The following is a 14,163-nucleotide window of genomic DNA, read 5'->3' as shown; positions in this document are numbered from 1 at the left end:
CTACTTGTATAATTACGGAATAAAATGTATATTAGTAGATGGGCAGTAACTACTGTATACACTGCTCTTGCAGGATTATTGCGGTATTATTAAGGAGGGAAGGTTATGGTATTTTACTTTTCCGGTACGGGGAATTCTCTGCAGGCTGCTAAAAATATAGCGGACTATAATGGAGAGGACCTGGTCTCCGTTTCAGAGAAAATCAACAGCGGAGAGCAATTGTTTGAGTACAGCTTAAGTGACAACGAGGCAATAGGTTTTGTGTTCCCGGTCTATGCATGGGGACCGCCGGGGATGGTTCTGGAATTCATAGACAGGCTGAAATTCAATAATTTTAACAACCAATATGTTTTTTCGGTCGCAACCTGCGGCGGAAATATAGGAAATACCATGAAAATCCTCGACAACCGGCTGGCTAAAAAAGGCATGAAACTGTCGGGAGGTTTCTCCATAAAGATGCCCAACAATTATATAATTATTGGAGATGTTGATTCCAGAGAAGTTGAAAAAGATAAGCTGGCCGCAGCAGAAAAAACACTGCTGGATATAAACAGGAGCATCGAAAAAAGAGAGATAGGAGCTTTCCGTCTGGAAAAAGGTTTTCTACCGGGTCTCATAACAGGTGTTGTAAATCCGCTGTTTAATAAAAATGCACTGGGTACCGGAAAGTTTTATGCAGACGATAATTGTACAAGCTGCGGTTTGTGTGAAAAGGTCTGTAATACCCGGACCATCAAGGTGGATAAAAAGCCTGTCTGGGGAAGCAAGTGCACCCAGTGCCTTGCCTGTATCAATTACTGCCCGGCTAAGGCAATACAATACGGAAAGGGAACACTTAAAAAAGGCAGGTATACAAATCCCAATGTCAGGGTTTTGTAATACATAAATTATTACTGATAGGAACTGTTGCGCAATGAATAAATTTTATTCACCTGGGCGGCAGGTCCTTTTTTATCCTTAAATATAGTAAAATGGGAATGTTGCAAAGTGAGAGAATTGTAAATAATGGAATGCTGATAATAGTGCTCAAGTACAACTTGTAAGTTATACTTGAGCACTATTATTTTTACATGTATTTCAATTGCTTTAGTTTTGATATGCTCATTTTTCAAAAATTACAACAATGTTTAAAATTAATTAAAAATGTCCATTTCAATAAAAAACAATAAAAGGTATAATTCAAGGATGATTTTTTACAACTTATCAGGCTCACGCAGGTGTGAAATGATTTCATTAGATATTGTGAGCCGGAAAGGCTGATGGTACTTATGAAAGAAAAGGAAACGGTCAAGGGAAAACAGTTATTGCTGACATTTATCAGGGATCATATATGGAGCTATGTAGCAGGTATATTGATACTGCTTTTCTCATCTTTTTGTGCCATGCTTATTCCCAAAATACTCGGAATAATAACTGATGGTCTTGATAAACGGAATATGGCCAGGGAACAGATATATCAGTATGTGTTGTTAATGCTGGGTGCCATAATTCTGGTGTTTATACTCAAATACATATGGCGTTACCTGTTGATAGGCAATTGCAGGACAGTTGAATGCTACCTCAGGGATAATCTGTTCAAGCATCTCCAGACTCTTTCGGTGGATTTTTACAGTCATCACAAAACAGGAGACCTGGTGGCATATGCCATAAATGATATCCAGGCAGTGAGATTCATGTTCGGAGGAGGTTTTGTCCAGGCTCTGGACGGTATAACCATAAGCGTTGTTTCAATAATATTTATGGCCAATACCATTAATCCTATATTGACCGTCATGGCTCTGGCACCTGTGCCGGTAGCTGCCGTAATAATGGTCAGGATAGGCAAACTGATCCGCGAAAGGTTTAAAAGGGTACAGGAGGCTTTCGCCGATATTTCCGACAAAGTACAGGAAAATTTGTCGGGTATAAGAGTAATAAAGGCCTTTGCCCAGGAGCGGGAAGAAGTGCTTAATTTCACAAAATTCAGCCAGTCAAGGGTTGATACACAGATGAAACTGACTCAGGCATCAGCAATCATGGGACCAAGTGCGCAGATATGCTTCGGGTTCAGTTTTCTGTTTTTTATAGTGTACGGCAGCCGTCTTGTTATGGACGGCACAATTTCACTGGGAGACTATATTGCATTCAATACATACATGATAACGGTAATGGGCCCTGTGATGAATATCAGCAAGATCATTGAAACCTGGCAGAGAGGAATTGCTTCCTACAGGAGGCTCAATGAAATTTTCTGCGTGCCGCCGGCCCTGGAAGGGACAGTAAGCATTTGTGATGTATGCGAGATCAAAGGCAAAATTGAAATCAGAAATTTAAGCTTTACCTATCCCAAGGCCAATAGAAGAGCATTAAAAGATATAAATATTCAATTGGAGCAGGGTAAGACTCTTGGGATACTGGGAAAGACGGGAAGCGGTAAAACCACTCTCATAAACCTGCTTCTCAGGTTGTTTGATGTCAAAGACGGGCATATCTTTGTAGACGGTATTGATATAAACAAAATTCCTGTGGATGTGCTCCGGGAGTGCATAGGCTACGTGCCCCAGGACAATTTCCTGTTTTCCACCACTATAAAAAACAATATCGAGTTCTTCAAACCGGTCCATTCCGATGACGAAATAGAAGAGGTATCAAAAATTTCAGCCATATATGACAATATCATGGAGCTGCAGGAAGGTTTTGATACGGTGGTCGGTGAAAGAGGTACCACGCTGTCGGGCGGACAAAAACAAAGAGTGTCCATAGCGAGGGCCTTAATAAAAGACCCCTCCATTCTGATACTGGACGACAGCCTGTCGGCTGTGGATTCCAAAACCGAGGAAACCATACTTGGCAATATAAGAGATGTGCTCGAAAGCCGTACGGGAATAATTATCTCCCATAGGATATCCACCGTAATGCATGCCGATGAGATCATTTACCTGGAAAACGGAAGGATAGTTGAAAGGGGAACACATGCACAATTGATGGAGCTTGAGGCAAATTACTTCAAACTGTACAAAACGCAGACAAATCAGGCGGAGACCCTTGAGGAGGTGGTTAAATGAACAGCCTGGACAGGGAAAAACAAGCGGGGAGCGATAAATTTCAGTTTGCAAGACTTATGGGCTATTACAGGCCGTATCTGCCGCTGCTGCTTCTGAGCATGGTACTGGTGCTGGTGATAAACGCTGCTGTTCTTATTAAGCCTTATATTATAAAACATGTAATAGACAGTTATATCACAAAGGGGATAAATGACCGTTCGGCTTTATGGACCATGGGAATTATATATTTTGTGCTTGTAGTGATAGGCGCCATTTTTACCTATGCACAAAGTTATATCCTTACCTATGTCGGACAGAAAATAATGTTTAATATAAGAAACAGCTTGTTTACACATATTCAAAACATGTCCATGTCCTTCTTCGACAGGAATTCCACCGGAAGGATACTCACAAGGGTAACAAATGATGTGGAGGCTCTCAATGATCTGTTTTCGGGTGTTCTTGTAAATCTTTTCAGAGATTTTGTAATGGTGATCGGAATAGTCGCCACAATGGCATTTATGGATTTCAGATTAATGCTGGTAAGTGTGAGCTGCATACCCCTTATTGTACTGGCCACGGTCATATACCGTATTGCAGCCAGAAAGAATTTTATAAGGATGAAGAGCATGATTGCCAGGATAAACGGCTTTCTTGCAGAAAACATTTCGGGGATGAAGCTGGTTCAGATATTCCACAGGGAAAAGGAGAAATTCAGGGAACTTGAAGAGCTGGACAGGGAATATTTTAAATTCAGCTTCAGGGAAATAATATTAAACAGTTTCAGCAGGCCTCTGGTCGATATAATAAATAATCTTACCATTGCCGTACTTATCTATTTCTGCACTGAAAGGGTTATAGGGAATACGCTGGAGATAGGCCTGCTGTATGCCTTTATAACATATATAAAGCAATTCTTTGATCCTATAAGTACAATTTCGGAGCAGTATACCACAATCCAGTCGGCAGTGGTTTCCTCGGGAAGGATTTTTGAAATACTTGATACGGTTGATGTTCAGGAGGACATCCACGGCGGCCGGCCGTTGGGACCGGTCAGGGGAGAAATTGAATTTAAAAATGTCTGGTTTGCCTACAATGAAGAGGAGTGGATACTCAAGGATCTGAGCTTTAAAATTGAAGCAGGTGAAACGGCAGCCTTCGTGGGTGCCACCGGCTCCGGAAAGTCAACCATAATAAGTCTCCTTACAAGGTTTTACGATATACAGAAAGGGGAAATATTACTGGATGGAGTCAATATAAAGGAATTCAACCTCCTGGATCTGAGAAGGCAGGTTTCGGTGGTTCTACAGGATGTATTCCTCTTTTCTGGGGATATATTGTCAAATATCAGATTGAATAACAGTGAAATAACCGACGCAGAAATAGAAACCGCTTCAAAGTACGTCAATGCCGGCGGCTTTATTGAACAGCTGCCTGATAAATATCACGAAAAGGTAAAGGAAAGAGGCTGTACCTTTTCAGCGGGGCAGAGACAGCTTATTTCCTTTGCCAGGGCAGTTGCCTTCAAGCCCTCCATACTGGTCCTGGACGAAGCGACGGCAAATATTGATACCGAAACGGAACTGGTCATACAGAATGCGCTGGCTAAAATAACAAAGGGCAGAACCTCCATAATAATAGCACACAGGCTTTCCACCATAAGAAATGCCGACAAGATAATTGTAATACACAAGGGCAGGCTCAAGGAGATGGGCAGGCATACCGAGCTGATGGAAGCCGAAGGAGTATACAGCCGTCTTTACAGATTGCAGGTAACCAAAAAGTAAGAAGGTTATAGATACTGAGCTTTTATTGCCATATATCACTGGTGGGCTTGTTGGAAGCCTGCTGGGATTTTCTTTGTTGAATTTGGTAAACTGGGTTTCCGGCGGGCTCAAACAATTAAAAACTGCAATGAAATAAATGAAATATTACTATGGTTATAGTGCTCCCGTACTAACTTCAAAAAATGGATAGCTCACAAAGTACATGCCTGAAATTTGTACGGCTCATCACAAGTGTTTTTGCTGTCGCAGGACACTCGACCTCCTGTCTTGGGTCGCTGCTCAAATCGGCCTCCTGCCGATTTGCCAGCTAAAACACCTGTGTTTCGCCTACAATTTCAGGCGTGTACTTTTAACAGAGCTTTCCATTTTTTGAAGTTATACTCGCGCACTATAATCAATAGAAATACATATATCCCATTGTTGAAGGCGTTTTAAATTATACGGTGTCCAAGCTGTAAGTAACATTAACTAGCTTTACCTATAGTTCTATGTACTCTCCGCTTTTGCTGGAGCTGTATATTGCGTGGAGCATCTGCAGGGCTTTGATACCCTCGGAACCGTCCAAAGGGAACTTGGTACCTTCCGCGAGCCTGCTGTAGAAGTCTTCGATTAGAGTCTTGTGGCTGCTGCCCCAATAAGCTTTGGCTCCGGTGGACCTGTCAACTTCGGAATAGGATTCGCAGTCACCATTATTGTATTTTATGGTCAGGCCGTCTTCAATTTTTAATACAGCGTTTTCGGTTACGATTTCTATCATGACGGGAGCATTGGCACAATAGCAGTTGGTGGCATAGAACAACGCTGTAGCACCGCTTTCGAATTGGATTGCCGCTTCGGCGGTATCTTCCACCTCTATGACCTTCTTCAGCGCCCTTGTATCCACAGAACCCTTTATCCTGTTTATATCACCCATAAACCACTGGAGAAGATCCAGGGTGTGGATGGATTGGTTTATGAGAACACCTCCGCCTTCCCGTTCCCAGGTGCCTCTCCAGCCTGAACCCGTATAATATTCCTCGTCTCTGTACCAGGTCACAAAAGCTCTTGCACCAAGGAGCTTGCCGCCTCTGCCCGAGGTGAGGAAGCTTTTGGCCTTTACCGAGCTGGTATTATACCTGTTTTGAAAGCATATGCCAAGCTGCTTTCCGGTTGCATCCGACGTGTATATCAGCTTTTCGGCATCCGGCAGTTTTATGGCCATAGGTTTCTCAAGAATGACATGCTTTCCGTGTTCCATGGCTGCTATTGCCATATCGGCATGGAGATAATGGGGTGTGCATATATGGATTACATCAATATTTTCATCCTCTAAAACCTTGGTGTAATCGGTGAAATAATTGCAGTTGTATTTCTCAGAGGACGCTTTTGCCCTGGCGGGGTCTATATCTGCCACCGAAGAAAGTACTGCAAGGGGGCTATGCATAACAGTATCGGCATGTAAGGCATGAATGGCGCCGCAGCCGATTATTGCAGCATTGAATTTACAGGAATCATTGATGGGGTTTGTCATATTATTCATAAGCTTTCTCCTTTGACCGGGCCGGTTTGTAAACCGGACGGCGGGAATTCATTCTCATTTACTGTTAAAGGTTCCGTTTACATCGGATACCTTAACTTCGGAAACCGTTTTTTTATAAGAAGAGGCTTCGATTTTTTCTTTGAGCTTCTCATAGTACAGGTTTTCGGGAACCGGAATCTCAACCATGTCATTGAGCCAGGAGGACAAATATATTGCATTTGATATCTGAAGTCCGTTTATACCCTCCTCACCTGGTGCTAGAAGAGGCGTACCCTTTAGTATTCCTTCCGCCCAATTGGCAATAATGCCCTTGTGAGCTGTTTCAGTCCCTGAAAGGGGTACTTCACATTTCCATACCTCCGGCTGGGAAAAAGGAATGGTGGTGGTTTTATTGAATTCACGTTCGGACAGCCTGTTTCTCCAAAAATTCAGCTTTCCGTCTTCAATTACTATTTTCCCCATATCCCCGGTTATTTCAAAGCGGTTTGTTCCCGGGGCATCTCCGGTAGAAGTGATGAATACTCCGGTAGCTCCGTTTTTATATTCCACGTATGCTGTTACATCATCCTCTACTTCAATATCATGATATTTGCCGCAGCCGCAAAAGGCTCTGACCCGGATGGGCATACCGCAGGTCCACTGCCATAGATCAAGGTTGTGGGGACATTGATTGAGCATTACTCCGCCGCCTTCACCTGCCCAGGTGGCTCTCCAGCCTCCGGAATTGTAATATGCCTGAGGGCGGTACCAGTTGGTGATTATCCAGTTTGTTCTTTTGATTTCACCCAGTTCACCTGCTTTTACAAGCTCTCTCAGTTTCAGGTACAGCGGATTTGTCCTCTGATTGTACATTATGCCGAATACCCGGCCGCTCTCTGCAGCAGCTTCATTCATCCTTCTCACCTGTTTGGTATATACTCCTGCGGGTTTCTCACACAGGACATGAAGGTGATGCTTGAAGGCTTCAATTGACAGTGTGGGATGATCATAGTGGGGAACTGCAATGATGACTCCGTCAACAAGTCCTGATTGGAACAACATCTCTGCCCTGTCAAAACGCTGTACTCCGGCACCCAAATTTTCAGAGGCCCATTTCAAACGTTGGGGCGAGGTATCGCAAACGGCTGTGAGTTCTGCGTTTGGGATTTCTCCGTTATTGAGGCAGAGTGCATGGTATGATCCCATATTTCCTATTCCGACTACTCCTATTCGTAGCTTCTCCATATTAACCTCCTAAGCCATGTTATGGCTTTGAGCCACATTTGTGGCCACAAAATGTAATAAAAACTTATATCCTTTATCGCTATTGCACTGACAGATATTTCATATATATTGCTGAAGATATTTCAGACTTGATGCCAGGCAGTCAAAGGGATCCCGGGGGCATACATCCTGTTCCACGGCATACCACTTGACGTTGATTTTCCTGCACACCTCTACTATGGAAGGCCAGTCCAGATTGCCCTCACCTACTGCAGCCATTTCCTGCTTTTCTTCCACAAGAGCCATATCCTTGAAATGCACCACATCTATTCGGCCGGCCACTTTTTTCAGCCATTGAACCGGGCTGCCGCCGCCGGCCTGGACCCAGTATGTATCAATTTCAAAACCCAGGTATTCGGGGTCGGATTCGTTTATGAGAATATCCAGAGCAGTGGTATCGCCGTATTTCTGAAATTCAAAGCTGTGGTTGTGGTATATGAGCTTAAGGCCATGGGCCGAGAGCTTTTTGCCGACAGCTGATGCATCCCGGGCAAAGCTGAGGTAACCGTCTTTTGTTCTGGGATACTCGGCCGGCATACTGCCGATACCTGCAAACTCACAGGCCATTGTCCTGTGTTCGCCGATAACGGCATCCGTCTCATTTTTCAAGCGCTCAAAGGGATAGTGGGTGGCGCATACCTTCAACCCAAGCCGGGAGGTTAAATCTCTGATAAAAACAGGATCAGTCACTCCCAGCCCTGAAACCTGGACGGCTTTATATCCCAGGTCTTTGACCTTTTCAAATGTTTTTTCAATTTCACCGGGGGTGCGAAGATGGTCTCGAAGAGTGAAAAGCTGTGCGGCAATTACATTATTATTCATGATCTCTCTCCAAACATGCTGGTGGTCTGTGACAATATAAGTTTTAGATGTTACAAGCCACTAGTTAATTTTATTAAAATTACTGGCATACAATGTGTTCTTTAGTTTAATTTTATTGTAAAATTAAGAAATAAACATTGTGGTTTTGAACAAAAACATTGCTAAAATTGACTATTTCAATTAATGCGGAGGAGGGCTGTTATGGAAGTGATCAGGAATCTTGGTGACAAAGCCGGTCTGGAATTCAGCCATACAAGAAGTGATATCATCAGCATTGATTTTCACCTGCATGATGCATATGAGATTTATTACCTTATTTCGGGAGATGTCAATTATTTCGTAGAGAATAAGATATACGAACTGAAGCAGGGAGATGTGATAATAACCAATAAATATGAAATACACAAGCCTTCCTTTAAATCAAACAAAACCTATGAAAGGGCCTTTATCCAGTTTGACGATGCAATACCTGTCATGTACGGCTCGGGTGCCTTCGATCTGCTGCAGTGCTTTAACGGCAGGCGGAAGGGAGAAAGAAACAAAATTGAGTTTGATGCTGTGCGGCGGCAGGAATTTCTCGAACTTATGGAAAAGCTTGAACACACCGGCAAAAATAAAAATCCTGCAGACGCAATATTGAGGAATACTTATTTTGTCCAGCTGCTTGTTTTGCTCAACAGAGCCTTTCTGTCTTCAAGCGTGGATGCTGTTGAGCAGAAGGGAATATCCGCAAGATTATTTCCCATACTTGACCACATAAACGAGAACCTTCAAGGGGATCTTTCTCTTGAGAGTATCGAACAGCAATTTTTTATAAACAGACACTACCTGACCAGGCTGTTTAAAAAAAATACCGGTATGAATCTTCACCAGTATGTCATCTATAAACGCCTGGCACGATCCAAGGAATTACTGGCCAGGGGGCTGAGTGTGACAGAGGCTTGCTATTCCTCCGGTTTTAATGACTATTCAAACTTTTACAGACTTTTTAAAAGAATAATAGGAACCGCACCGGGAGAGTACAAAAAACGTAATGCATATTAAATAAAACTACCTGCTCACACAGTTCCTTCCTTTTTTCTTGGCTCTGTAAAGGGCTTTATCGGCAGCAATTATGACTTCGTCGAGCAGCCGGTTCCTGTCATTTTTTTCGGCTGCTCCGATACTTATTGTTACAAACAGCTGTTTCCCTGTTCCGGACTTTCCCCTGCCGTTTTTAGGGTTGTTTTTGGGCCTGTCGGCAGACCTCTGGACAAACCCCTTTTTTGAAACCGTTTCTCTCAATTCTTCCAGGAAGGGTATCGCTTCCTTTAATGTCCTGTTGGGGAACACAACGGTAAATTCCTCACCGCCGTACCGGAAAGGTTTGCCGCTGCCCGAAACATCTTTAATACAGCCTGCAACCATTTTTAAAACCTGGTCTCCCACATCATGGCCGTAGGTGTCATTGAATTTCTTGAAAAAATCTATGTCCAGCATTGCTATTGTGTATTTTCCGCTCAGTTTCATAAGCTCATATTTCAGTGATCTTCTGGAGGGCAGTCCGGTCAATTCATCCAGGAAAGCCATACTGTAAGAATCCTGAATTACAGAGACTATCATAATGACGCCGGCAGCAGAAAAGAAGACAGGGATGGCAAGACTGTCCCTGTTAAGGCTCACAGCCAGGAAAACCGCAGAAAGCACACCCGGAGCTGCTGCGTCGGGATAGGACCGGGTTGCAATAAACCGGATCAGCATTGCCGCAAGGACTGCAATATAGATTAAAACCGAAAGCTGCGGCAGCTGTCCGGGAATTTTTATGTCCCAGGGGATCATATTCCATTGATTGATTGTTGTGAGAACCTTGCTCCCGGATTTTAACAGATAATAAACCAAACCGGTCTGCAGCACAATAAAAGCTGCGTTCATCAGGCCCCAGACTGTAAAAACTCCGCGTTCTTTCAAGAGTGAAAACACCAGAAGATTTATTGGTACAAGCATAGCTGCTGCTGTAGTTATCAGGGGTATCGCCGATTTGTTTCCATGCAGCAAAACCGGCGCTGCCGAAATAAAAAGCTCCCCGGCGGCCAGCACGAGTACAATAAAAAATGCCCTGCTCCTGTTGAACCTCCAGCTCAAAATTGCGGCAGCCGTAAATAATATATATGGTAAACGGCCCACCAGCCATTTTAGTCCGGGTGAAAGAGCTTCAAGCCTGCTCAGGCAAAAGAATGCCGTAATAAGCAATCCCAGAGGTACTATAAACGGCGCTGCCGTACGAAAAAATTTTTTCAAGGCTAAGGCTCCATCCTTTTTCTTTGGTTTACCTATATATTTTCGACATAAATCGCTGAAAGCCTAATGCTTTTTGAATAAATAAACGGCTTAAATAATCTGGATCATGTATTTAATTTACATACTTGCCGACAAATTCTCCTACCTTGTTCCTGTACCCGGCTGTATCGGTATCAAAGGAGGCGCCGTGACCCGCTCCTGGAACTATATATATGTCCTTTTCACTGGTGCAGGCTTCATAAAGTTCATATACCATACTAAAGGGGACAAATTTGTCGGCATCACCGTGTATGAACAGGGTCGGTGTTTTGCTTTTTTTAACCTGTTCCAAGGCAGAAGCTTCTTTAAAGGAGTAGCCCGCCCTTATTTTTGACAGCAGACTTGTACTGTCCAGTATCGGGAACGCGGGAAGATTGTACAATCTTTTCAGCTGGTACTCGAGTTCAGCCTGGACGGAGGTGTAGGAACAGTCCGACACAATGGCCTTAACAGCTGTCGGCAGGAGTTCACCGCCGGTCATTAAAACGGTGGCTCCACCCATGGAAACTCCGTGAAGCACGATCTGGGAGTCCTGGCCTACTCTGTTTATAATAAAATCTATCCATTTTAAATAATCTTTTCTATCTGTCCAGCCGAAACCTATGAAATTACCTTCGCTCTTGCCGTGCCCTCTGTCATCGGGCAGCAGCACATTGTAGCCCATATCGTAATATATTTTGGCATAGGAACCCATATAGATTCCCTGTGAAGAATACCCGTGTGCCAGTATGGCGGTTTTATTGGTGGGCACTATTGCCCCCAGGTAATAGCCTGCCAGCTTCAAACCGTCCTCCGAGGTTATGGAAACTTCTTCATAGGGCTGATTGCTAAACCAGCCGGTTTCTATCTGCTCCACTTGTTGTTCTTCCTGTTGCTCTTTTTGCAGTTCTCCCGGCTGTGTTTCCGGCTGTTCTTCCTGCAATGTGCTGTACAGTTTGGCATTTGCAGGCACATCTGCCGGGGATACGCTGATATTTTCAGCGGCGATTTCATTTATCAGAGCGCTGTCGTTGGCAAGGAAATCCTTGCTGGTCCGCGCAACGGAAATATGATAAAAGTAGAAGCTCCCTGCGATATCTGTAATGAGAACTATTAAAATCAATACACATAAAATTTTTAAGAACACTTTCATGACAACCCCCTGTAAGAGGGGAATAGGACCCCGTAATGTATCTAATTATACTATGCCGGGCAGGTTTAATCAATAAAACAGGGGCTGCCAGTTAATTCCTGTCGGGACCCGGTATCCCTAGAATTCCGAGGTTTCAAGGTAGTCAAGGTTGCTGATGAGCACCTTTGCGGCAGACGACAGAGGGACGTTTTTCAGCCAGGTGACTCCGATATGCCGGGAGGGAATTCTTTCTACAGGTTTGATTTCATATAGTCTCCGGTTTTCAAGTTCATCTTCTATAAAATTTCTTATTACACAGGCAATACCGAAGTCATATTTTGCAAACTGCATGAGCAGATCAATATTGTCCAGTTCAAAATCGGGCTCCACAGTTACTGAATTGGATTTAAAATAATCATCAATAAACAGTCTTGAGTTGCTGTTCTTTTCCAGTAAAAGCAGTGGATGACTGACTATTTCCCGTAAGGGCTGCATTTGCTTGCTCAGGTATGCATACTTTTCTCCGGCGACAAAGCAATCCTGAACTCTGATTATATTCTGAAAATTCAGCTGGTCATCCCGGTAGGGCAGGTTGATAATGCCGAAATCAATTTTCCCGGTCTTCAAAAGTGCTATTATCCCTGGCGTGGTAGGACAGATAACATGTATTTTGATGCCGGGATGAAGTGTCTTGAACAGCTTGAGGTAGGGTATGAGGTAATACTTGCAGATGGTATCGCTTACTCCTATCCTCACTTCTCCCGTCAACAGGTTATTTATGTCTCTTATCCTGTTTTCGCCCGCTTCTATAAAGTTAAAAGCCTGTTCTATATATTTGTACAGGATTTCTCCTTCGGGTGTGAGCTTCACACCTTTTGAGGTCCTGAAAAACAAGGTGCATTTCAGGGAGTCCTCCAGCTGCTGAATGGACCTGCTGACAGCTGGTTGGGTTATATACAGCTGTTCTGACGCTTTTGAAATATTTCCGAATTTTACCGTATAAAAAAATGCTCTGTATTGTTCAAGGTTCATAGATATAACCTCCATTTATATCAAGTATGTCTAATATGCATTTCATTTATATTATATCAGATAATATAATTAATTTGTAAAGAAAACCAAAACAAGGTGGTAGTTATAAGGAACCGAATAAATCAAGGCAGGATTCCTCATAACTATACAAAGAAGGGAGAATGATTATGAGTATAAAAATTGGTATCAACGGGTTTGGAAGAATAGGCAGAAACACTTTCAAGGTATTGCTGGAGAAATATTCCGGTGAACTTGAAATCGCAGCAATTAATGATTTGACCGATGCTAAAACACTGGCTCACCTTTTGAGATATGATTCCATTTTCGGCAAGTTTAACGGAACTGTGGAAGTGATGGAAAATTATCTGGTGGTAAACGGTAAGAAAATAGAGATCCTTGCAGAACGGGATCCCGGAAATATCGACTGGAAAGCCAGGGGAATCGAAATTGTACTTGAATCCACAGGCTTGTTTACAAAGAGAGAAAAAGCCGAAGTCCACATTACAAAGGGAGGGGCCAAAAAAGTGCTTATTTCAGCTCCTGCAACCAATGAGGATATTACCATAGTTTTAGGTGTCAATGAGGAAAAGTACCGGCCAGGAACTCACAATATAGTGTCAAATGCCTCCTGCACTACAAATTGCCTGGCCCCTGTGGCCAAGGTTTTAAACGACAGTTTTGGAATAGTAAAAGGTCTGATGACAACAGTGCATTCCTATACAAATGATCAAAAAATACTCGATCTGCCCCACAGTGATCTGAGAAGGGCCAGAGCCGCAGGAATGTCGATTATCCCCACAAAATCGGGTGCTGCAAAAGCAATAGGCCTTGTCATTCCGGAGCTGGACGGAAGGCTGAACGGTTTTGCCTACAGGGTCCCGACCCCTGATGTGTCGGTAGTGGATCTGGTTGTGGAAGTGGGGAAGACAGTTACAAAAGAGGAAGTCAATGCAGCCTTTAAAGAGGCAGCCGCAGGAAAGATGCAGGGAATTCTGGACTATTCCGAAGAACAGCTGGTATCCATAGACTATAAGGGAGATCCTGCCTCCTCAATAGTAGATGCACTCTCAACAATGGTTTTGGAGGGAAACATGGTAAAGGTAGTTTCCTGGTATGACAACGAGTGGGGTTTTTCAAACCGTTATGCTGACCTGGCGGCATTTGTGGCCGGAAAGGGACTTTAATGGAATAGCTGAAATATAATACAGTAAAAAAACGACTGACAGCAGTCGTTTTTTTACGTTTACTCCAGGCGGAATTTGTTGTATTGTGTATGATATACTTGATAAA

General features: G+C 43.4%; 11 protein-coding genes. 5 read left to right on the top strand and 6 right to left on the bottom strand.

The features are described from left to right. Positions 1-105 precede the first annotated feature (105 nt). From CTER_RS06700 to CTER_RS06690, 3 genes are all read left to right on the top strand, one after another. Positions 106-879, top strand: a complete 774-nt coding sequence (locus tag CTER_RS06700) for an EFR1 family ferrodoxin (RefSeq protein WP_004624598.1) — start codon at positions 106-108, stop codon at positions 877-879. Positions 880-1,268: 389 nt separating this feature from the next. Next, positions 1,269-3,044: an ABC transporter ATP-binding protein gene (locus CTER_RS06695; RefSeq protein WP_117387133.1), complete on the top strand. Its 1,776-nt coding sequence runs from the start codon at positions 1,269-1,271 to the stop codon at positions 3,042-3,044. Further along, positions 3,041-4,810 carry an ABC transporter ATP-binding protein gene (locus tag CTER_RS06690; RefSeq protein ID WP_004624567.1) on the top strand — a complete coding sequence of 590 codons (1,770 nt, stop codon included), beginning with the start codon at positions 3,041-3,043 and terminating at the stop codon, positions 4,808-4,810. The genes CTER_RS06695 and CTER_RS06690 overlap by 4 nt, the downstream gene beginning before the upstream one ends. A gap of 478 nt (positions 4,811-5,288) precedes the next feature. Here the strand turns inward: CTER_RS06690 and CTER_RS06685 are convergent, their stop codons facing one another. The 3 genes from CTER_RS06685 to CTER_RS06675 form a co-directional block, all read right to left on the bottom strand. After that, positions 5,289-6,329 carry a Gfo/Idh/MocA family protein gene (locus tag CTER_RS06685; RefSeq protein ID WP_004624711.1) on the bottom strand — a complete coding sequence of 347 codons (1,041 nt, stop codon included), beginning with the start codon at positions 6,327-6,329 and terminating at the stop codon, positions 5,289-5,291. A 54-nt stretch (positions 6,330-6,383) separates the two neighbouring features. Continuing rightward, complete coding sequence (locus tag CTER_RS06680) at positions 6,384-7,553, bottom strand: Gfo/Idh/MocA family protein (RefSeq protein ID WP_004624676.1); 1,170 nt, start codon at positions 7,551-7,553, stop codon at positions 6,384-6,386. A 99-nt stretch (positions 7,554-7,652) separates the two neighbouring features. Beyond that, positions 7,653-8,414 carry a sugar phosphate isomerase/epimerase family protein gene (locus tag CTER_RS06675; RefSeq protein WP_004624593.1) on the bottom strand — a complete coding sequence of 254 codons (762 nt, stop codon included), beginning with the start codon at positions 8,412-8,414 and terminating at the stop codon, positions 7,653-7,655. Between the two features lie 201 nt (positions 8,415-8,615). On the opposite strand from CTER_RS06675, the gene CTER_RS06670 reads away from it, so the two are divergent. Beyond that, positions 8,616-9,458, top strand: coding sequence for an AraC family transcriptional regulator (locus CTER_RS06670; RefSeq protein ID WP_004624543.1), 843 nt, complete (start codon positions 8,616-8,618; stop codon positions 9,456-9,458). Between the two features lie 6 nt (positions 9,459-9,464). Here CTER_RS06670 and CTER_RS06665 read toward each other — a convergent pair whose 3' ends face one another. From CTER_RS06665 to CTER_RS06655, 3 genes are all read right to left on the bottom strand, one after another. Further along, complete coding sequence (locus tag CTER_RS06665; RefSeq protein WP_004624642.1) at positions 9,465-10,691, bottom strand: GGDEF domain-containing protein; 1,227 nt, start codon at positions 10,689-10,691, stop codon at positions 9,465-9,467. Between the two features lie 112 nt (positions 10,692-10,803). Further along, entirely contained in the window at positions 10,804-11,862 is a 1,059-nt protein-coding gene (locus CTER_RS06660; protein WP_004624688.1) for an alpha/beta hydrolase, read from the bottom strand. Positions 11,863-11,979: 117 nt separating this feature from the next. Beyond that, a complete protein-coding gene (locus CTER_RS06655) occupies positions 11,980-12,873 on the bottom strand; it encodes a LysR family transcriptional regulator (protein ID WP_004624661.1) in 894 nt (297 codons plus the stop codon). Between the two features lie 167 nt (positions 12,874-13,040). Between CTER_RS06655 and gap the strand changes: the two genes are divergently transcribed. Further along, positions 13,041-14,057 carry a type I glyceraldehyde-3-phosphate dehydrogenase gene (gene gap, locus CTER_RS06650; protein ID WP_004624585.1) on the top strand — a complete coding sequence of 339 codons (1,017 nt, stop codon included), beginning with the start codon at positions 13,041-13,043 and terminating at the stop codon, positions 14,055-14,057. Positions 14,058-14,163: the final 106 nt, after the last annotated feature.

This window comes from Ruminiclostridium cellobioparum subsp. termitidis CT1112 (assembly GCF_000350485.1).
Taxonomy (GTDB): Bacteria; Bacillota; Clostridia; order Acetivibrionales; family DSM-1351; genus Ruminiclostridium; species Ruminiclostridium termitidis.
This window is presented reverse-complemented; position numbering and strand designations above follow the sequence as displayed.